Source organism: Sulfolobales archaeon, assembly GCA_038881635.1.
Taxonomy (GTDB): Archaea; Thermoproteota; Thermoprotei_A; order Sulfolobales; family AG1; genus WYEN01.
This window is the reverse complement of the sequence record JAVZPJ010000010.1, coordinates 1-21192: the sequence shown is the minus strand read 5'-3', so window position 1 is coordinate 21192 and position 21192 is coordinate 1. Positions and strand designations below refer to the sequence as shown.

The window sequence follows — 21192 nt, the reverse complement described above, 5'->3', positions numbered from 1 at the left end:
CTGGGATCTCTTCTATCTCTCATCTCTCGATATTAATCCTGCTCACACCACCTGTATTGATAACTCTTATAAGTCTATCAGCTCTGTCTGCTATCTCTTCATCGTGTGTCACCACTATAACCTGATCCATTGCCCCAGCTATTTCTCTTATTATATCGAATATCATTATTCTCATGTCTGAATCTAGGTTCTGAGTAGGTTCGTCGAGTATCATAAATCTCGGTATCCTGCCCGTGAGAATTCTTGCTAGAGCAAGTCTTAGTGCTATTGAGAGTATAGTCTTCTCGCCTCCACTCAGATTCTCTATAGGTCTTTCAACTCCTGAAGAATATACTATTCCAAATCCGAATTCTTCATCGATCTTCATTCTAAACTCTCTATTAGTCTCTCTAAGAATTCTATTGATCTCTGACTCTAGAGATGCTCTAACCCTTGAGGTGAGGATCTTCGCGATAACACCGTCTTTTCTGAAGATCTCTGAGAGTTTCTCTAGAGAATCTCTAGCTTTTTTCAGAACATGGATCTCGCTCTCAAGATCTTTAAGCTTGCTTATCTCCTCCTTCTTAATCCTGAGATCATTTTCACTTCTAGAGATCTCACCTTCAATTCTATTAAGCCTGCTACTAGCATTCTCATAAGATCTCCTAGCCTCTTCAAGTTCTCTTAAAATTCTTTCGCTATACTTCTTCAGAGAAGATTCCATTGAACTCAGGTCTAAACCTTCAAGATCTTTAAAACCTCTTGATCTCGCGAAGTATATAACCTTAGATCTAGCCTCTTCAGCTTCTTTCTCACGACTTCTCAGATCAGCTTCTATAAGAGGAAGATCTCTTCTAATACTCTCGAAAACCTGTTTTAAAGCATCATACTCTCGATAGATTCTCTCAAGAATCTTGACACATGATATATCCTCTGACACATCCTCAGACTTCTCAACACCAGCTTGCTGGAGAATATGCGAGCATCTAGAGAGATTCTCTCTAAGTTCTCTCTCTAGATTATCTCTCTTCTCTCTAAGTTCTCTAATCCTCCCATTCTCTACCTCTACTCTGTTTAGAGTGTCTCTAAGTTCTCTTACAAGTCTGCTAAGATCCTCTCTAGATATTGTGAGAACACTGATCTTCTTACTATACTCTTCTATCTTAGTAGAATGCTCTCTGATAAGATGATCTATTTTATCCCTAGATAGAGGAGTTCCACATATAGGGCATCTATCAGTTTCTCTAAAACTCTCCTGGAAATTCCTGTAGATCTCTATATAAGCTCTTGCAGTAGCTATACTATTCTCAAGATCTCTTAGAATCCTCTCAGAAACCTCTATAACTCTAGTATAAACCCTCTCTCTCCAGAGCTTTTCAAGATCTTCATCTTTATACTTCTCAGAGATCTCTTTAACAATATTCTCAGCATGTGATTCTAATCTCTCAACCTCTCTAACCCTCTTCTCTAACTCCTCCTCCAATGTCTTCATACTGCTTCTCATATTTAGAATCCTGTCTCTAAGCTCTGCCACTTCGTTGAGATCTAATTTCTCATAAGCTGAGATCTTATCTTCAAGTTCTTTCAATCTCTTCTTCTTCTCCTCATACTCTCTAGATCTATTCTCGTAGAATACTGCTATCGGGATAACTCTTAGAAGCTCGCTGATCTCTTCTCTAAGTTTCTCAAGTTCTTCTACTTTCTTTCTAGAATTCTCCACCTCAGTTCTCAGCTTATCTCTCTCAGCTCTGAGGATAGAGAGATCTTTCTCAAGCTTCTTGATCTCTCTATCAAGCTGTTCTTTCCTCCCTAACTCTCTTTCAATACTCATTATCTTCGAATCTACTTCTCCAATGATCTTTCTCAGATTTTCCCTGGCTTTCTCAAGCTTCTCAAGACCTAGAAGTTTTAAAATCCTCTCTTTTCTCTTCGAAGGAGGTTCTAGGAGAACTTCATTGAGAAAATCCTGTCTAGCTATAATAGTTGAGGTAAGGATCTTAGGTTCTGAGATACTGAGTATCTTCATAATCTCTCTAGGCACGCTACTTCCTATAGCTAGAATTGATTCTTTTGGACTGAGTCTCTTGAGAAAATCAGTGGAATCTCCTTTCAGACCTATCTCTCTTCTAACCACATACCTCTCTCCTCCGATTCTGAAGACAAGCTCTATAGAACCTCTACTAGAACCTCCTCTCAGCATGTTGCTCTTCGAAGTTCTGACAATCTCTTCAGAACCTCTTCCCAGGGCTAGTAGAGCGTATACTATGCTATCGATAATAGTACTCTTACCAGCTCCATTAGGTCCTATGATCACGTTAAGACCTTCTTTAAACTCTACAACCGAGTTCTGGTGTGAGAGTATGTTTTCTATCTTAACTCTCTCTATAAACAACTATGATCACCTGAGATCCTTGATCATATTATAAAGCTTATCTAGAAGATCTCTTCTGCTAATAAGAGTGTTAAGAAGATCTTTTCCACCTATATTCTCATCTATAAATCTGCTGAGAAGATCTGCAAGCTCATGATCTTTTAATATATCTTTGAGAACATTCTCAATGCTAGGAACTTCTATAGATTCAGAAGATCCTGAGGAAGCTATTATGCGAGTACCTTCTCGAGAACTCTCTTCCACAATAAGATCATATCTAAAGATCTTTTTAGACTCGATTAGAGCGTTAAGCTCTCTAGTCACAGACTCTCTCTCTAGAGTGGTGGGGGTTTTCTTTAGAAGGAATACAGCTATAGGAGGTTTTTTAAAAGCACTCCATTGAATAGATCTGATTTTACTTATCAGATCCTTATAATCAGAGCCTTCAATATAGATCCAGCGTCTTGTTCTCTCAAGCTTCACCCTCCTGAGATCAACTCCATCAGGATCTATTTTAACTACATAGATACTTCTCTCTATAAACTCTCCAGCATCATTAAAAGCCTCACCTCTATCAAGAGCTTCAATAGATCCGGGATAGCAAGCCGGAGTAGATCTAATCCTCCCCTCCCAAGGCATGTGAAAATCTCCTAGAGCTATGTATCTGAACATGCCAGCTCTCTCACCTAGGTCTGAGAGACTTCTCAAACCTCTCTCTCTACATATATTATCGCTCCATCCATAGAAGGTCTTAAATGGATCGCATGTGAGCGAGTGTACGAGAGCTATCCTAATAATATCTCTCCTCAGATCATTCTTCTGAGCATACCCTCCCTCGAAGAAGCGGTTGGAAACCCTCTTAGAATATCCTAGGATCTCAACTTCAAAACCTTCTCTGCTTGTGAAAGTTCTAGACCCATCAGTATTTATTGAGAGAACATTCATAAGACCTATAGATCCGAAGAACTCTAGAGGAGAGCTCTTCATAGTACTAGGAAGATCATGATTCCCAGCTACCACGAAGAATGAAATCCCATGATCTCTGAGTCTTGAAAGCTCTCTATAGACACGTATATAGGTCTGAGGAGGAGGGTCAGGTCTGTCAAACATATCTCCTCCATGCAGGATAATCTCGGCACCTTCTCTAATAGCTATATCGACAACCTCGGAAAAAGAATCATAAAGATCTATCTCCCTCTCAGGAAGCCCCCATCTTCTATGCCCAAGATGAGTGTCTGAAACATGAACAAGCTTCATAGAACACCATCACCCGGAAACTCTGAAGGAGCTAGACTCCCTCTCTCCTCCCACTCTCTATACTCCCTCCACTCAGCAACAAGATCTGGAGATGCTCCAGCAGTCTTACCCTCATGCTTGTCTACAGCTACTAGCGCTGGAAATCTACCGACCCACTCACCCATGAGAATACCCCAGCCTGTTGGCAGTGATGTGAGAGTTCTTGCAAGACTCTCCTCAAGATTATCAGCTATGTTCATGACGCTGGCAATATCCTCCTCCTGAACAAGTTTTAGAAATAGATAGTTCTGGATCTGTGATGATATGTCTGGATCTAGAACTCTAGGTCTTTGACTGACCACTACCAGGATTCCTCCGAACTTCCTACCTTCTCTAGCAATCTTCTTAATACTCTCCTTAGCGAATCTATCGGATTCCTTAGATATGAATAGAGGTGCCTCCTCTATAACTAGAACTATTGGTGGTATTCTACTTCTAAAACCTTCCTCTCTATATCTTCTCTTTAGAAGGTCTAAAAGCTCTTCAGCTAGCATTCTCAGAATCCATGCCTTCTGATAATCTGTTAGATCTGAGACATCATAAACTATAATCTTCCCGGGAGAAATCCTGTTGAGAGGATTCACAGCATCAAAGCTGAGTATAGGTGTTGAGAATATAAAATCAACATATTTATCCTCGACATCTGATACCACCTTTCCCATGCTAGAGCCTACACCTGTCTTCCTAATCTTATCTACCATGAGCACGTGGAATTTCTCCACAGCATCCAGCTTATCTGGATCGCTTCCTCTCTCTTCAAAAAGATCCTCAGCAACTTCCTTCAAACCTTCCTGCTGAGATCTGAACAAGGCTTCAACAGCCATTGGAAGACTGAGATTCAGTTTTCTCGCTTTCTCTTTAATCTCTTTATAAACTTCTCTGAATGCTTTTCTAAAAACTCTTCTCTGCTTTGTAGCAGCTGGCTCTGGTATTATAAGTCTCACGAGAACGCTCTTATCAATCTCTAGAGGATTTATCTGTGCTCTGACAACCTCAATAGTTCTATGATCCTCGAGTCTCAAGCTGGTGTACTCACCATGAACATCGAATACTATTATAGGAGCTCCAAGTCTTGAGATCCTGTCTATGAGAACTGCCACCGCATTACTCTTACCAGAACCTGTTGCACCAGCTATCAGTAGATGCTTGTAAAGCTTGTTCACGTCTACAGCGATCTCGACATCTCTAAACCTGGCTAGAGAGCCTATCCTTATAAGACCTGCTTCACTTCTCGATCTCTTGTAAACCCTCTCCAGAGGATTCGGATCTATATCATGTGCAAGGTATACCTCCGCTCCCGGAGGTATAGGGTATACCGGTACTGTAGCTTCTCCCCCGCTCACATCAGCAATCACATATATATTCATGGGAGAGTAGTTGAATCTACTAGTCCTAGAAGCGGTTTCTCTCACATCCTCCCTAGCTAGAGATAGAATACTCATAGGCACTGCAGGCTGGTAGGAGGCGTTTGTCACAATACCTATAACCTCAACATCTCTGAGAAGATCCTCTCCCCTGATTCTCTCTCTCACCTGAAATCTGGTATAGACATAGGATCCTATGGGAACAGGTGATAAAGCAATCATCTCTGCAATTGTAGGAGTTCTAGAAGATGATATAATTCCTATGGGCGTAGCCTTCTCATTTATCTTCTTCTCACTCATATCTCAAGCGCCTCTCTCCCACTCTCTATGTATAGACCGCTTACGTAAAGCAGCTTGGTGACATCTCTGTATCTGAGTACAGATGTGTGGTGTGCTTCTCTCAAAGGCTCTGGATACCCGTTTAAACTCCAGAATCTAATCTTCTCGTATAGAGATCTTATCTCCTCCAGTTCTCTGGTATGATCTCCTAGAAGACTGATCTGATACATTCCACCACCCTTCTGAAACACAGCATAGAATAGAGTGATCCTTCTATGAGGATCTCTATTCTCATATAAAACAGGTTCTGAAAAACCAGGTGTTCTCACACCATTTCTAAAAACACCTCTTCTACTCAGATAAGAATCTATTAAAATCACGTCTGGAACCAGAATCTCTATCTTGCTACCATCTCTCTCTAGATATGGTTTTAACTTCTCCGAATAATATGTTCTACTCTGAGTCTTTGATATGAATACTATGCTCATACTCTCAGAGAGCTTGTCAATAGTTTTAAGCCTATTCTCCCAGCTCTTCTCAAGCCCTAGAGCTTCTGCAACAATTCTACCAGCTCCCTTGAATCTATATGGGAGAAAGCTTCTCGCAGACCCGTCCATCATCACTAGAGGTTCTTCTCCTACATACTCTCTCTTTACACACTCATATGATCTCTCACCAATCTCTACTTCTAGATCTCTTGTTCTATGTGATAGTATCTTCTTAAGCTCTTTAATCGGTGGAGGAGTTTTTCTAGAGCTCTCCTCGGTAGCTGGTGATGCTATGAAATGAGCATCTCCAAAACTACTGCTCTGAATACATCTGCTCAGATCTCTATCTATGGATCTTGGTATGGAAACTCCTCTAATTATATATAGATATATGTACTTGTATATCCTAGAGTAATAAGATGAATCAACTCCTATCACAGGCGAGCTCTTCTCAGATCTATACTCATACCATTCTATATCTCCTTCAAACCTCAGATCTCCAAATCTCTCAAAGTTCTTTAAAACCTCTTCTCTTAATCTTTCAACAGCTTCTGTAAGGTCTGGTGTTGACATGATATCCGAATATATTATATTGTGTTTTGAGCGAAATTAATAATATCCTGAGAAGATCAGGGATGTGCTTAGATGATATACTAGGATCGAGATCTCAAAGGTAATACTATTAGATCTTTTGCAGCCAGCTTATGGATATGTGACTTCTCTAACGATTCTCACAACACCTAATGGAGTGTCTTTGTAGATGTGTACTAGGATTCTCGATGAGAGATTTCCACTCAAGATAACATCTATAAGAGTCTGCTCCAGAGTTTTTAAACCTACTCTTAGAAGAGATCTTATTGTTATCTCGCTATTGGGAGGTATTGATTCGCTCTTAGAATAATTTCCAGATCCTATAGATCTGTTTCCTATAAACATTTCATAAGAGATTCCATCTATTGAAACATCCGAATCTCCTTTATTGGTGATGGTGAAGTATATCTCAAGATCTATGGAGGTTGGAGAGATCCCTGAGATCATGATACGTTCTACTCTCACATCAAGTCTTCTAAGACTTTCTCTAGCAAAGAACCACTCAGAAAACATGTATCCGAATACTCCTAGAGCTATGAGAATTGAGAGAGCAAAAGCTAGATATAGTTTATTCAATAACTACACCTGCTTCGAAGAACCTCTAGGATCTCTAGATCTCGTTCTTATAAACACAGCTTTCTCCCAAAGATCTCTTATACTAGAAGCTCCCGCATATCCAAGTCCTGCTCTAACACCTTCCACTAGATCTCTTACAATCTTGTACACAGATCCTTTGTATGGTATCACTACTTCGATACCTTCTGCAACTCTCTTAGAAACCCTTGCATATCTATCTACAGCGAATCTCCTCTCCATAGCACTTTTACTAGCCATACCTCTGTAAGGCTTGTACAGCTCTCCCTCGAGAGATATCAGAGGTGCTGAAGCTTCATCTGTTCCCGCGAGAAGACTTCCCAGCATAACGCTACTAGCTCCTGCTGCTAGAGCTCTCACAATATCTGCAGAAGATCTGATCCCTCCATCAGCTATCACGGGAATTCTAAGGTTCATATCCTCTACAGCATCTCTAACACTAGCTACAGCATATAACGTAGGCATGTAAGCTCCTGAAACCTCAGGTGTTATGCATATAGATCCTCCTCCTAACCCTACTCTAAATCCATCGATTCTCTCGATATATTCTACAGCATCTCTAACAGCTTGATAACTCGCTATATTTCCTACAACAAGATCTGATGAGGTTTCTCTAGAGATTTTGCTAAGATGCTTTAGAACATTAATATTGTGAGCGTGAGCAACATCAGATACTAGAACATCAGTTATAGGATCTAAAGCTTTAACTCTGTTGAAATCAAATGGAGATATAGCAGCTCCTACGACAAGACCTCCATCTCTTCCGATAGCAGGTGTGTAATCTTCGAAGAGATCTTGAAAGACTAGAGTTCCCAGGTAGAAGCCTTCTCTCGAGATTACTGCTATAGTATCACTCTCTCCTCTAATAAGATCTCTTCTAGCATCATTAAGCCTCGTGATCTCAATAGATTTCGGAGGCTTCATAAGTTTTCCAACCAGAGTTTCAAAACCTCTGCAGCTCTCGATAGCATCAGAGTATCGAATATGACCTACAACTCTTCCATCATCTACGACGGGTATATCTCTGAGAAACATTGATCTCATGATCTCTAGAGCTCTATAGCATGTATCCATACTCGATATGAATAAGGATCTGGTTCTTATAAGAGGAGCACTTTTAACTCTTCTAACAATCTCAACCTGTCTCTCCACAGGAATATTTCTATGAACAACACCGATACCTCCTAGAAGAGCTAGTGCTATAGCCATCTCCTCTTCGGTGACCGTATCCATAGGTGATGATGATATTGGTATGAGTATCCTAGTGTTTCTACTGAAGAAAGTACTGAGATCAATCTCAGAAGGCTCTAGAGAAGCCATTCCAGGAGCTAGATAGACTTCCTCGAAAGAGGTCGCGTAAACAGATGAAGAGAGTTTTTCTCTGAACAAAGTTTACAACCTACTCATACAATAGTTGGCAACAGCGTTTTTAAGGATTCTACTAGTTTTACGAGTAGAGATCATAATCATGCATATATAAATATGCCTATCTAATATAGCTTGGTGATTTAAATCGATAGAATCCGTGTAGTAGTCTACGGGTTAGGCCCGGTAGGTAGTTTGATAGTGAGGTATCTTCTTAGAAAGAACTTCTACGAGATCGTGGGAGGTGTGGAAGTGGATCCTAATAAGATCGGGAGAGACGTTGGCGAGGTCTCTGGTGTGGGAAGGATCGGGGCTTCTGTGGTTAGCGATTCTGAAGCTCTCGAATTTCTTAGAAGAGCTAAAGCTGATGTTGTGATCCAGTCTACAGGAACCTATCTAGATAGAATCTATCCTCAGATAGTCAGATCTCTTGATGCAGGATCTAACGTTATATCAACAGCAGAAACCCTTGCATACCCATGGTACAGGTATCCTGAGCTATCAAAGCTTATCGATAGCATGGCTAGAAGTAGAGGGCTCAGAGTCTTGGGCACGGGTGTTAACCCGGGCTTCATATTTGATACTCTCCCAGCAGTCCTATCCTCGGTTCATGCTGAGGTTAAGAAGATTTCTATCGTGAGATCTATTGATGCTGGGAAGAGAAGATACTCGTTCCAGAAGAAGTATGGACTTTCACTATCTGTGGAGGAGTTCAGAGAAGGTATGAGAAGAGGAGAGTACACAGCTCACGTAGGCTATGCTGAGTCAATACTTCTCCTAGGAGAGTTTCTCGGTGTAAGGATATCAAAGGTTGAAGAAGGTCAGGAACCAATTCTTGCTGAAAGATATATGGAGACAGAATACTTCAAGATACAACCCGGGAGAGTTGCAGGAATCCATGGATGGGGTAGAGGATTTATGAATGATAAAATCTTCATAGAATTAGATCTATATGCATCCGTAGGTCGTGAAGATTATGATGAGATCTATATAGAGGGAGAACCTAGCATTAGATGGAGAAGCAGTCCCGGAGTTCATGGAGATATAGCTACAGCTTCTATGATAGTGAACACGATACCCAAGATGCTTAGAGCATCTCCAGGACTTCTTACGATGAAAGATATTATAACACCTTCTCACACAATCTCTATCTATTAATTCTCAGCTTCGTCTCTTCATTTTTATTATTCTACCTGAATTATCTGATGTGGTTGTCTGTGTTGCTTACTTAGGTTTGCTTAGAATTCTTCTAGATATCCTACGGTAAATCTTCAGATCTCAGATCTTTAGATATGTAAAAAAAGCTTGTGATCTTCTCTATTGTTTTCCAGGTTTCAGATATATCTTCCCACCAATAATCGAGCTATTAGGTATAAGCACAGTCACACCATCAGCTTTCCTAACTATGGTAAACATGGTGGCAATATCTTCAACAACACCTTCTTCACCAGCTATTATAACGTTATCACCTACTCTAAAAGGTCTTGCTATCAGCAGGAAAAGCCCTGCAACAGCCTGACCAAGCACCTGCTGAGATGCAAAGCCTATGACAATACCTAGGAAGCCGCCTAGAGCAACTCCGGCAGCACCGCCAGCTACACCGCCGGCTATTGCTGAGAGCAGAGCTCCCATACCTATGATCCTGATTATATTCCTGATAGCAGCAGCGGTAGGATGTCCATACCTAGATCTTGTAGACCAGTAGAAGAACCATGCAATACTATTGACAATAAGATAGCCGAAGGCAAGTGCTAGCAGGATCTGGATGTACACTTGATATCCTGTTATATCTACTCCTAATGTTTTCAGCAGAAGATCTTCTACAACGAATTTCACCAAAGCAGAAACAGCTACATACACGACTACTATCACTACCGTTCTAGTCATAGCTAGTGAAGCTCTTCTAACAATCTCTCTACTATCCATACTCTCTTGAGCCTGAATACTCATATGCGACCCCATGAGATCCTGCTTATACCTGCTTAAAATTCACAGCCCTACACCTCATGAGAAGCATTCGAATCATTATCAGAAGATGTTAGAATCAGACCTGATAACATTGAGACCACATACATATCGAAGACCTCCGCGAGATCTGGTAGAATCTCATTAATCATAGTAGGATCTCATATAGTAGCCAAAGACCTATTATTTAAATACCTCTTTGGTAGAATAGAGAAGGTATGCAGAAATGAGAAGAGAGATAATATCACTCGGAATAATACTAGCACTAACAGTAGTAGTATTCGCAAGTGTATTCGTCTACTACCCACTCACAGTCACAGCAACTCCTACACCACCATCTGTAGTCTTTCAGCCTGGAAGTAATGCTGGTCAGCCTGATATAGGACAGGGTAATACAATAAGTGTGACTATTGGTGCTAATAGTACTTCAGCATCTATCACTATACATCCCACATATCAAGAGAATTACTATAAGAATGTGACCCTAGTAGTGAACTATGATAGTAAGGCATATAACGTCTACATAGTATTCACCAGCGTCAGCAATAATCTACCTGCAGGTAGTGTGGTCAAGCTCTTCGTATACTCCGGAAATACACTAGTTAAAGCAATCGATATAACTAGTCCATCGACTAACACGCCTATATCTATAGGCTCTCTACCAGCTGGTAGTAAGTGGGAGTTAGACTTCTACGTGAAAATACCTGAAGGCACGAACATCAATGGAGCATCATATAGTGTAACAGCCAAGCTGGTTTTCACACCATCTAGCGAGACACCACCTGCTAATCCTAGTGCTGGAAGGTAGCGAGGGCATCTAATGAGTTTCCTTTTTAAAAGAATTCTCTTTTTAATCTTCGATATATTTCTTCTCGTATTTCTTGCTCTGGTTGTTCTTACTCTTCTCTCTAGATTTGGATATCTTGATCTTGTTGGTCTCTCTATCGTGGCTTCTAATAGTATGGAGCCTTCTCTCAGAGTAGGTGATCTTGTTCTTTACTCGTGTGGTAATTATAGTGTTGGAGATGTGATTTTATACTGCGTCACTCCTAGCCACTGTATTGTTCACAGGATCATAGATCTCGTGAGAGTGAACATGAGTAATGGAGATAGAATTATGCTGATCACTAAAGGAGATAATGCTAATCAGACTGACAGTCCTATAGAGCTTTCAATGGTTAGAGGAAGAGTGATCCTGTCGATACCTAGAGAGATCTGGATACCCCTGCTAGTGGCTGTCATTGTTTATTCTCTCTATGGTATTGCTAGAATACCTGTTATAGGCTTCTCATATGTTATCTCTCTCGCTCTCGCAATAATTCTGCTACTATCAGTATACATAGTAGTTCCTGGAGCGATCGCGCTATCCCCCCCACAACTCCCTCTTGTAGATCTAGCGGGTGTATACCTGGATCAGGCTTCATGTTCTCTGAGTATTCGCTACACGACAGCTCTATCGATCGCTAATGCTAGTGTAGGTATAAACTCTACACAAGCGGATATAGTCAGCATACTCGATAGAGAGATCATTGTAAAACCAGATCCTATGCTTCTTAAGAAAGCTTTTGAAGAGAGAAAACCACTACATATAGAAGTGAGAGCTGTTTTCAATGGTAATATCAGGCTTGAGGGAGGATACGATCTTCTCGTAGGCGGAGTAGATCCAGAGATAAGCTCGGAAGATGGGGTGATTCTTGTTAGAAATCTTAATTGCTTTCCTATAACGGTTAACATATCTATCAGATACTATCTAGACGGGGCTTGGATTTGGATTAATGAGAGTCTCACGATAGAAGGCTTTTCACAAGCTTTGATCCAGCTGCCTGAGAAAGCCGAGTACGCGTACGCCTATATATCCTGGTTCAACCAAGGTGTTCTAAGATGGATTGGAATACCGGTGAGGATAGGCTAGATAGAATCGCTCGACTGCTTATTCTTGTATCCAGCTTGATTGGTGTGATAGCATCTCTAATCTATCTTCTTCTAGTGATCCTCCCGATATACTACTTCCATGGATATGTCTACGGGTACTACTCAGTCACGGATTACAAGCTGTATTATAGTTATAATAATCAGCCTATTTCAATGCCTCACACAGATTATATAAGACATGTTTCTCTCATCTTCGCACTATCTTCAGCATCTCTGCTCGTTATCTCAATAGCATCTGCGGTTCTATTCAAGAGAAAACCTCTTCTAGCTCTAGGACTATCATATGGAGTGTCTATGGGTTTGATCATGCTCTACGGATTATTCAATGGATACATCTATAGAGCTGTCTCTCTCGATGTAGGAGGATTCAGTAATCTGATAGGAGATGAGAAGAGCTTCAGCACTCTGGCAGGTGTTGTAGCTTTTGAAGGAGTTAGAATAGAAGAGACAAGCATTCTCAGAATAGGTGGAAGCAACTGGATACAGCTAATACTCATAATAATAGCCTTTACAACCTCTTTCACCTCTCTCATAATAGTATCTAGAAAGATCGCTGAGAACAAGCCTTCTAATATTGAAAAGCCTAGATCCACGAGTTTCAGAAATAAGATGTCTCTCGCAACACTCATAATACTAGTACTCCCAGTACTAGCATCAGTATTCGTATACAACCCAGCCACCCTAACCATAGCACCCAGCCCACCTACAGCAACTCTAGAAACCCCACCATATAACTACACCTGCACAGCATTGAATAGAGTAAGCAGAGGAGCACTCACATACACAGACTTCGAAACCTACCCACTAACCGGGTGGGCTAGTAGCGGAGGAACTTGGAGTAGTGTTAGCGGTGTAGCAGGAGCTAAAGGAAATGTGTTACAGGGAACAGATAACGATGGAGGTCTCGGAGTCGCTTCTCACTATTACTACAACACTCCTGTATCAGGTAATAATTGGGTGGCGGTGAAGACAAGATGGGTTTCGGGATCAGGCTGGTACGGTATTTCAATGATGAACTCAGGGATAAATAGAATGTACACGGTAGAAATATACACAACTGGATACCTACAGATATGGAGCTATAATGTGGTAGTCAGTGGATGGCGTATTCATGCTAGCGTCTCCATACCCGGCTACAGTCAGACTAGCTGGTACACTATTGTAGTGAACTACTCGGTAGCGGGAACCACTATTACTATAACAGCATATCTCTATAGTGCAAGCGGAAGCTATGTTACCAGTGTTTCAGCAACTATAACCAGTGCCAACGTGTTCACCCCGGCATATATCGGAGTTGAGGTTGACAATGTAGCAGCATACTTTGATGAATTCATAATATCCACTGTAGATCCTAGAACGGTATACTTCACAAGCTTCTACACAGGTATGAGTGTTGAGGTGTGGGATAATCTAGGGAGCCTCGTTAACACGACAAAAGCTCCAGCATCATCTTTCACTCTTGGTGTGGTGAATGATATTGTTGTGGGCACGGGCTTTGATGGGAGGATAGTAGTCAGATACCCTGATTCATATCTCTGTGGTATTCTCACAGTGCCAGCCACTGATGCTATTCTAGGTGGAGACACGTATAATCTCTCTACAGCTCCGATCACTGTGAGCCTTGGAGCTAACAAGACCAGTGCCAGTCTAGCACTGAAAATCTCCGGAGCTTCTCAGCTTACAACTACATCGAGAGTTCTAAGTATAAACACATCCCAAACACTCTACGCCAGGCTGATAATAGAATCCTTGCAAGCTCCAACCACTCTAAACCTAGACATATGGCTTGAGGGTGTTGGAAGCTCCACGAATATTACTATAAGAAATGGCTCGCTTATCACGAGCTCTACGAACGTGATACAGCTGAACCTGGGATCGGGCAACAGTATATCTGTCAGCGGATACTTTACAACAACAGGTCAGACTGCAACACTTACACTGAAACTCGAGCTCTGCACCCTACCCGGAAGTGCTGGTGTTTGTGTCTACTACCCGATTTTTATCAGTCTCTCATCCTAGCCTGCAGTCTTTCTGGTGGAGGTTTAGAAGCTTCTCATTCTCTCATCAATATAATATTCTGTGGAGGAAGATTCTTTTTCTCTAAAAGAATATACCTGGAGAAGAAGAGATCGTGAAAAGCTTTTAAGAGTGTATGGCTTGTCACCTCTATTGGTTTAGCACGTTGAAAAAAGATGAAGAACAGATGCTATCCTATGATAGAGGTAGGATTCTTCTTGTTATATCTGTCACAACACTTGTGAATTTTCTTACGGGATTCGCGGCGAGACTTGCAGTAGTTGGAATGCCTACTATATCTTATGATATTAACGCTAACATCTGGGAGATGGTGTGGATTATACAGGGCTACATGCTTGGATCCACCTTCATCCAGTTGGTTGTTGGAAGACTAGCAGATCTATTTGGAAGAGTTAGATTATTCAATCTCGGAATACTAGTATTCACAATAGGATCTCTTCTCTCAGGACTGTCACCTACACCACTAGCACTCATACTATCAAGAATACTTCAAGGAATTGGAGGAGCTTTTCTAATGAATCTCTCGGTGACTATCCTAACAGATAACATACCACCAGGGATACTTGGAAGATGGCTTGGGATTAATCAGGTCACATGGAGATTGGGAGCTTTAGCAGGACTTACCCTCAGTGGTTTTATAATAGATTACATGGGCTGGAGATGGATCTTTCTAATTCAGGTTCCCATAGGCCTTGTAGCTCTGATCTGGAGCTATCTAAGATTAGAAGATGTTTACAAACCTATTGAAAGAGAGAGAATCGACTGGACTGGGTTTCTAACTTTCACAACTTCAATCACTATACTCCTAGTAGGCTTAACACTACTTGGATATGGCTATGGAGAGTATCCTTCTATCCTCATAACAATCTCTGTAGCTCTCCTCATAATGTTCGTAGTGATCGAGCTTAGAACATTTTCTCCAGCACTAGATCTAAGGATTTTCAGAATAAAACAATTCACAGGAGGAATCATAGCACAACTACTCTACTCAATAGGCTTCGGAGCAAGTCTCACACTCCTAGCAGTATATCTTCAGAGTGTGATGGGCTACGACCCCTCTATAACAGGACTTCTCATAACACCATATGAACTGGCATTTCTAGTATTCGGAGTAGTAGGAGGATTTCTCTCAGATAGAATAGGTTTCGTGAAGGTCACAGTAGCAGGACTGATAACAAGCTCTGCAGCTCTTCTAATACTCTCATTCATGAATTCTCTCAGAGATCTGATTATTGGAGAGATATTATTCGGCGTAGGAACAGGACTCTTCGTATCTCCAAACACAGCATCTATAATGAGTTGTGTACCTCCTGAGAGAAGAGGTGTGGCATCATCTATAAGAACTCTCTCCTTCAACATAGGATTCATGATAAGTCTGAACATAGCTGTTCTAGCTATAACAACTCTGATACCCTATAGAGAAGCATCTCAACTCATAACACTAGGCTATGTAGCATCGAATTCTAATATAGGTTATGAGATAAGAGAGCTTTCTCTAGCTATAAAACACTCCTTCCTAATACAAGCTCTTGTAATGATTATGGCTGTACCCTTCAGTATTCTCAGATCTGAGAGTGTGCGTAGAAGTAGGAAAATCTAAGGGAGTGATCTGAGAGTAATAATACTATGCTGGAGAGCTTCAGCTCTAACTCTATTCTACCAGCATATAAGTATTTCTAGGATAATCTCTCATGGGATGTTCATGAGAAGAGGATCTAAATTCTTAGACGAGATAGATCTAAAACTACTTAGAATACTACAGGAGAATCCTAGAGCCTCTCTCAGAGAAATCTCGAAAAAACTAGATCTCCCAAAAGCCACAGCACACTACAGACTTAAGAAGCTTGAAAGCTCTGGAATTATAAGAGGATATAGAGCTCTTCTAAATCACGAGCTATTAGGCTTCGAATATGTGACAATAACACTCGTGAGAGGAAGATATGGAAGAGATTATCATGATCAGATAGGCTACATGCTCTCCTCACTACCATATGTTCAGGGAGTATACTTCGTTCTAGGAGATATTGATTTCGTAGTCACAGCAAAAAGTCCTTCTAGAGAGGATTTTATGAAGATACTGACTGAGATGATCAGATCTCCATATATAGAGAGAACATCAACTCTTGTCGTTGTAAAAACATATAAGGAAGATCCTGTGCTCTCAATATGAGAAGCTCTATAGACTCAGCCTGCTAAGACTTCTATCAAGAGCTTCCACTATTAGATCCAGTTCATCGTATGAGATTATGAGAGGAGGTTGTATCCTTACTACATTACCATAGACTCCTCCAACTCCTACTAAAACTCCTTCTTCGAGCATTAGCTTCTTAATCCTTCTACTCTCCTCAGCAGCCGGTGTCTTTCTCTCATCTCTAACAAGTTCGATTCCTATCATAAGACCGACACCTCTGATATCTCCTATGATCCTGTGTTTCTCTCTGATCTCATTCAATCTCTTCATAAGATAACCACCCTTCTCAAGAGATTTCTTGTGAAGTTCTTCTCTGAGGATAATCTCAATATTCTTCAAAGCTGCAGCTGCAGAAACAGGATTTCCTCCGAATGTTGAGAAATGATCTCCTGGTTCGAAGGATGAGGCAATCTCATCTCTAGTTGTGCAAGCACCTATAGGAAGACCTCCTCCAAGAGCTTTAGCAGTGGTAACTATATCAGGTTCAACATTATAATACTCCACACCAAACATCTTCCCAGTTCTCCCAAAACCTGTTTGAACCTCATCTACGATCAGAACTCCACCATATCTATCTAAGATCTCTTCTTTAAATATCTTCAGATAATTCCGAGGCAGAGGTATTATACCCGGCTCTCCTAAGACTGGTTCTACTATGAATGCAGAGATCTGAGATGTAGAAGCTTCTCTAATAATACTTCTAGCAATCTCAGCATATATCAATCCACATTCTTCCTCATCTGAATACTTGAAAGGAGCTCTATAGCAGTAGGGAGCTGGAACGAATATCACCCCCGGTATCAGAGGTCCGAAACCCTTCTTCCTACCTCCCTGCCCCGTGACACTTAGAGTTCCCAGAGTTCTTCCATGAAATGATGGTGCTAATGCTATTATCTCATGTCTTCTAGTATACTTTCTAGCAAGCTTCAGAGCACACTCATTAGCTTCAGCACCGCTATTTCCGAAGAAGGTTTTTCTAAGTCTTTGTGAAGGCATGATCTCTGAGAGTTTTTTCGCCAGCTCTACCAATACTGGATCATAGTAGTAGTATGATGCTATATGAGAGTATCTTCTAATCTGATCATATACAGCCTGAATTATCTCTTCTCTACCATATCCCACGTTCATGACTGAGATTCCTGAGAATGCATCTATATACTCTCTCCCGCTAACATCTCTAATGATACAACCTCTAGCCTCAGAAACAACTACTGGAGCGACTTCATCAACTATATTCAGTATCAGATACTTGTGAGCTTCCTCAATAATCTTATCTCTAGAAAGATCTATGGGATATCCCTCGTTGAAGTTCTTTTATACAGAATATAAATCGCTTCCCAGATCTTCTAAACAATATATCATTTTACCCGGGAAGTTTTAATATCCGTCTGAACACATGTGATCTGAGGTGGAAACCCTGATATCTTTTGACTCTCTAGATAGAATTCTCGAGATGTATGGCGAGATTCCTAATTATATCGATAATAAGTATGTAGAGGCAGACACAGATAAATATCTGGATTCATACGATCCAGGTGTTGGAAGAGTTATAGCTAGAATACCTATCTCAAGCAGTAGAGATGTTGAAAGAGCAGTAGAATCAGCTCAGAGAGCTTTTGAAAAATGGAGTAGAACACCTATATACGACAGACTTCAGTATCTCATAAGACTTAAGATAGTTGTTGAAGAGAGAAGAGAATTTCTAGCTAGACTCCTCTCTCAGAGTGTTGGCAAGACCTTGAGAGAAGCTAGAGGCGAGATCTTCAGAGCTGTTCAAGCAATAGACTCAGCACTAGCATCACCACATCTCTTCGCCATGAACAGAAAGATCATGAATATAGCGAGAACAGAACCTGAGATAGATATGGAGGTTGTAAGAGAACCTCTAGGAGTCTTCGGAATAATAACACCATTCAACTTCCCAATAATGATTCCTATGTGGTTCATTCCATGGGCTGTGACTCTCGGAAACACAGTTGTTGTGAAACCAAGTGAGCTGGATCCTACTCCTCTAATAATTTTCGCAAGATTATTCAGAGAAGCAGGCTATCCCGAAGGTGTTGTAAACATAGTTAGTGGAGACGGCTCCACAGCCAGAGCCATTATACAGCATAAAGACGTTGTAGGAGTAGCATTCGTAGGATCAACAGCTGTAGGTGAGAAGATATACTCGGAAGCAGCAGCTCACGGGAAGAGAGCTCTATGCCAGACCAGTGCTAAGAATCCTGTAGTTCTAATGCCAGATGCTGTTGGAGAACAGTCTATAGAGAACATAGTAGGAGGCTTCTTCGACATGGCTGGTCAGAGATGTCTTGCACCAGGTCTTCTAATAGCTGTTGGAGATGCCTACGAGAGATTCATACCAAAGATCTTGGAGAGAGTTAGGAGAATTAGAGTTGATTATCAGATGAAAGAAGAAACTGAAATGGGTCCTCTCATATCTCATAAAGCTAGGGAGAGGGTTGTAGGTTTTATTGAAAGAGCTGAGTCTAAAGGTTTTAGAATCCTTATTGATGGAAGAGATTTCAAGCCTTCTAAGGATTATGAGAATGGATTCTATCTAGGACCTAGCGTTATCGAGACAACACCAGATTCAGAACTTGCTCATGAAGAGATCTTCGGTCCTATAATGCCTGTTGTAAGAGCTGAGAATTTTGAGGAGGCTATCGAGATAGCTAATTCTAGAAGGTATGGAAATACAGGAGTTATATTCACCTCAAGTGGTAAGTACGCTAGAGAGTTTGCTAGAAGAATTAACGCGGGAAATATAGGGATTAACGTAGCAGTAGCACAACCAGATCAATTCTTCCCATTTCCAGCTAGAAAGAAAAGCTTCTTCGGAGTACTTCACGGACAGGTTGATGCTATAGATTTCTTCACGGATAGAAAGGTGATCATACAGAGATGGTGGTAGGCTAGAAAATTCTCTCTAGAATTCTCTTCATTGTTCTAGCATTCTCAAGCATCCAGTGATCATTGTTAAAGAATATATAGATATTCTCAGGATTCAGATCTCTTATTCTTCTCGCTATCTCGCTGAGCTCATCCGAAGAATATTCATAGAGATACCAGCTACTCCTACCATGAAGTCTTAGATATAGATACCCTCTACAGCATGCAAACCATGATGCCTGTGGAGAATCTACGGAGACTATCACAGCTCCTCTCATTTCTCCGCATAGTTCATCTGGATCTCTCTCGAACCAGGATCTATGCCTGAATTCCACAGCGATCTGAGAATCAGCACCTGAGTTCTTGATAAAACTTCTCAGCCTCTCTATATTCTCATCTTTCAGAATATATGATGGGGGTAGTTGGAGAAGATAGAAATCGATAAGATCTCTCATAGGATTAAAAAGATCTGAGAACCTCCTCCAGCTCTCATAAGATCTCTGAGAAAGCCTGTACACATGTGATATAATCCTATGAATCTTAACAGACCACCTGATACCTCTACCTCTAGCCTTCCACGAAGAGATCTGATTAGGGGTAGGATATCTGTAGAAAGAAGCGTTAAGCTCTACAGCATTTAAACCAGATTCTCTAGCATACCAATCTAGAGACCCACCTATATTCCAACTATAAAGCCATCCCGAGGTTCCAACATAGATCCTAGATTTCATACTCTCATTGAAGATATACTCCTCTAATTCTATAAAACTCTTTAGATCTTCCAAGATCTCTCTAGGTAAAATCATATATATTCAGACCTCTACTATCAATCATCGGATGCTCTAAAATGGAGGGAGAAGAATTCATAGATGTTCACGAAGGTGGTGAAAGCTCCTGGCTTCAGAAACTCAGTGATCATATTAGACTAAGAGGTTTCAGATATGAAGCTCATGGAGATAATATGAGGATTATCCTCGCCGGAGGCATGACAATAGATCTCGAGTCAGGTTCTGAGGGGATATGCTTCTCAACTAGAACAATTCTTCCTAGAGGAGGTGATGCCTCAGAAGTCGGCGACTACATAGATCTTATGAGATTATTTCTTAAGATAACATCTCTAATGCCTGAGGGCGTGGTCTATGTAGTGGATTCAAGTCTTGAAAGCTATAATATTCTCAATGCTAGAAGATGTGTTAAAACACTTGAAGAGGCTATGAGAATTATAGATCTATTCTCTCAAAATCTCTAGCAGATAACACCGAATCATGAGAGGATCTAGGTGGTTATACGGGTTTAAACCCCTTTGCTCTAAAAAATCCTGAGACCGGATTAAGAGTTCATCTCTCGAGAACTATTACACCTGTCTCTCTATAGCTATTTATATCGAATATCTTCACAAGATCCTGAGATATTGTGAAGATCTCTTCTCCTACATAGATCGCTCTCAAGCAATTCTCGTGAGAAAGTATCGCATCGACTTTCAGCACATGATCTCTATAGCTTATCACAAGAGCTCCGAGAGACCTATAGAAAGTATCATAACTCGAGACAGGGATCATGATAAGCATTCTCTCTGGGTAAACTGTGACAGCATGATGATCCTCGAGCGCGATAGATTTTGCTGAGCGGATTATGATCTTTGAAATCTCATTCATGCTAGAAGGATCTGTCACGTTGAAGAGTGATATCTTAAGACTAGAATTCTCAAGACCTACACCCAGCAGCATGCCCTCAGATAAGGGGTGGAGATACTCGCTGAAGCCAGGTATCTTGAGGAATCCTAGAACACGTGGGTTTCTAGGATCTGAGATGTCTATAGCGAATAGAGGGTCTATCTGTCTGAAGGTG

Annotated in this window: 18 protein-coding genes; 8 read left to right on the top strand and 10 right to left on the bottom strand. The window is 41.0% G+C overall.

Annotated features, from left to right (window positions below):
- Positions 1-19: 19 nt before the first annotated feature.
- The 6 genes from QXS89_06365 to QXS89_06340 all read right to left on the bottom strand — a co-directional run bounded on the left by QXS89_06365 (position 20) and on the right by QXS89_06340 (position 8351).
- A complete protein-coding gene (locus tag QXS89_06365; protein ID MEM3831801.1) occupies positions 20-2371 on the bottom strand; it encodes an AAA family ATPase in 2352 nt (783 codons plus the stop codon).
- A gap of 6 nt (positions 2372-2377) precedes the next feature.
- A complete protein-coding gene (locus QXS89_06360; protein ID MEM3831800.1) occupies positions 2378-3607 on the bottom strand; it encodes an exonuclease SbcCD subunit D in 1230 nt (409 codons plus the stop codon).
- Positions 3604-5310, bottom strand: a complete 1707-nt coding sequence (locus QXS89_06355) for an ATP-binding protein (protein ID MEM3831799.1) — start codon at positions 5308-5310, stop codon at positions 3604-3606. Before QXS89_06355 ends, QXS89_06360 begins: the two co-directional genes overlap by 4 nt.
- Positions 5307-6350, bottom strand: a complete 1044-nt coding sequence (locus tag QXS89_06350) for a DNA double-strand break repair nuclease NurA (GenBank protein MEM3831798.1) — start codon at positions 6348-6350, stop codon at positions 5307-5309. Before QXS89_06350 ends, QXS89_06355 begins: the two co-directional genes overlap by 4 nt.
- Before the next feature lie 129 nt (positions 6351-6479).
- Positions 6480-6944 carry an LEA type 2 family protein gene (locus tag QXS89_06345; GenBank protein MEM3831797.1) on the bottom strand — a complete coding sequence of 155 codons (465 nt, stop codon included), beginning with the start codon at positions 6942-6944 and terminating at the stop codon, positions 6480-6482.
- Positions 6945-6947: 3 nt separating this feature from the next.
- On the bottom strand, positions 6948-8351 hold the full coding sequence (locus QXS89_06340; GenBank protein ID MEM3831796.1) for an IMP dehydrogenase: 1404 nt from the start codon (positions 8349-8351) through the stop codon (positions 6948-6950).
- 123 nt (positions 8352-8474) lie between these two features.
- Between QXS89_06340 and QXS89_06335 the strand changes: the two genes are divergently transcribed.
- On the top strand, positions 8475-9485 hold the full coding sequence (locus QXS89_06335; protein MEM3831795.1) for a hypothetical protein: 1011 nt from the start codon (positions 8475-8477) through the stop codon (positions 9483-9485).
- Between the two features lie 159 nt (positions 9486-9644).
- Here the strand turns inward: QXS89_06335 and QXS89_06330 are convergent, their stop codons facing one another.
- Complete coding sequence (locus QXS89_06330; GenBank protein ID MEM3831794.1) at positions 9645-10277, bottom strand: mechanosensitive ion channel; 633 nt, start codon at positions 10275-10277, stop codon at positions 9645-9647.
- A 241-nt stretch (positions 10278-10518) separates the two neighbouring features.
- Between QXS89_06330 and QXS89_06325 the strand changes: the two genes are divergently transcribed.
- The 5 genes from QXS89_06325 to QXS89_06305 all read left to right on the top strand — a co-directional run bounded on the left by QXS89_06325 (position 10519) and on the right by QXS89_06305 (position 16431).
- Positions 10519-11100, top strand: a complete 582-nt coding sequence (locus tag QXS89_06325; GenBank protein ID MEM3831793.1) for a hypothetical protein — start codon at positions 10519-10521, stop codon at positions 11098-11100.
- A gap of 12 nt (positions 11101-11112) precedes the next feature.
- The gene (locus QXS89_06320) at positions 11113-12204 is read left to right on the top strand and encodes a signal peptidase I (protein ID MEM3831792.1); all 1092 of its coding nucleotides are present in this window, start codon (positions 11113-11115) and stop codon (positions 12202-12204) included.
- Entirely contained in the window at positions 12174-14243 is a 2070-nt protein-coding gene (locus QXS89_06315; GenBank protein ID MEM3831791.1) for a hypothetical protein, read from the top strand. Before QXS89_06320 ends, QXS89_06315 begins: the two co-directional genes overlap by 31 nt.
- Positions 14244-14406: 163 nt before the next feature.
- Positions 14407-15861, top strand: a complete 1455-nt coding sequence (locus tag QXS89_06310; GenBank protein MEM3831790.1) for an MFS transporter — start codon at positions 14407-14409, stop codon at positions 15859-15861.
- Between the two features lie 102 nt (positions 15862-15963).
- Positions 15964-16431: an Lrp/AsnC family transcriptional regulator gene (locus QXS89_06305; protein MEM3831789.1), complete on the top strand. Its 468-nt coding sequence runs from the start codon at positions 15964-15966 to the stop codon at positions 16429-16431.
- Positions 16432-16437: 6 nt separating this feature from the next.
- Here QXS89_06305 and QXS89_06300 read toward each other — a convergent pair whose 3' ends face one another.
- Positions 16438-17685: an aspartate aminotransferase family protein gene (locus QXS89_06300; GenBank protein ID MEM3831788.1), complete on the bottom strand. Its 1248-nt coding sequence runs from the start codon at positions 17683-17685 to the stop codon at positions 16438-16440.
- A 175-nt stretch (positions 17686-17860) separates the two neighbouring features.
- On the opposite strand from QXS89_06300, the gene QXS89_06295 reads away from it, so the two are divergent.
- Positions 17861-19366: an aldehyde dehydrogenase family protein gene (locus tag QXS89_06295; GenBank protein ID MEM3831787.1), complete on the top strand. Its 1506-nt coding sequence runs from the start codon at positions 17861-17863 to the stop codon at positions 19364-19366.
- Position 19367: 1 nt separating this feature from the next.
- Here the strand turns inward: QXS89_06295 and QXS89_06290 are convergent, their stop codons facing one another.
- Positions 19368-20150, bottom strand: coding sequence for a DUF72 domain-containing protein (locus QXS89_06290; GenBank protein MEM3831786.1), 783 nt, complete (start codon positions 20148-20150; stop codon positions 19368-19370).
- Positions 20151-20191: 41 nt separating this feature from the next.
- On the opposite strand from QXS89_06290, the gene QXS89_06285 reads away from it, so the two are divergent.
- Positions 20192-20593, top strand: coding sequence for a hypothetical protein (locus QXS89_06285; GenBank protein MEM3831785.1), 402 nt, complete (start codon positions 20192-20194; stop codon positions 20591-20593).
- Positions 20594-20681: 88 nt separating this feature from the next.
- Here QXS89_06285 and QXS89_06280 read toward each other — a convergent pair.
- On the bottom strand, positions 20682-21192 hold a 511-nt coding region (locus tag QXS89_06280), incomplete at its 5' end, for a beta-propeller domain-containing protein (protein MEM3831784.1).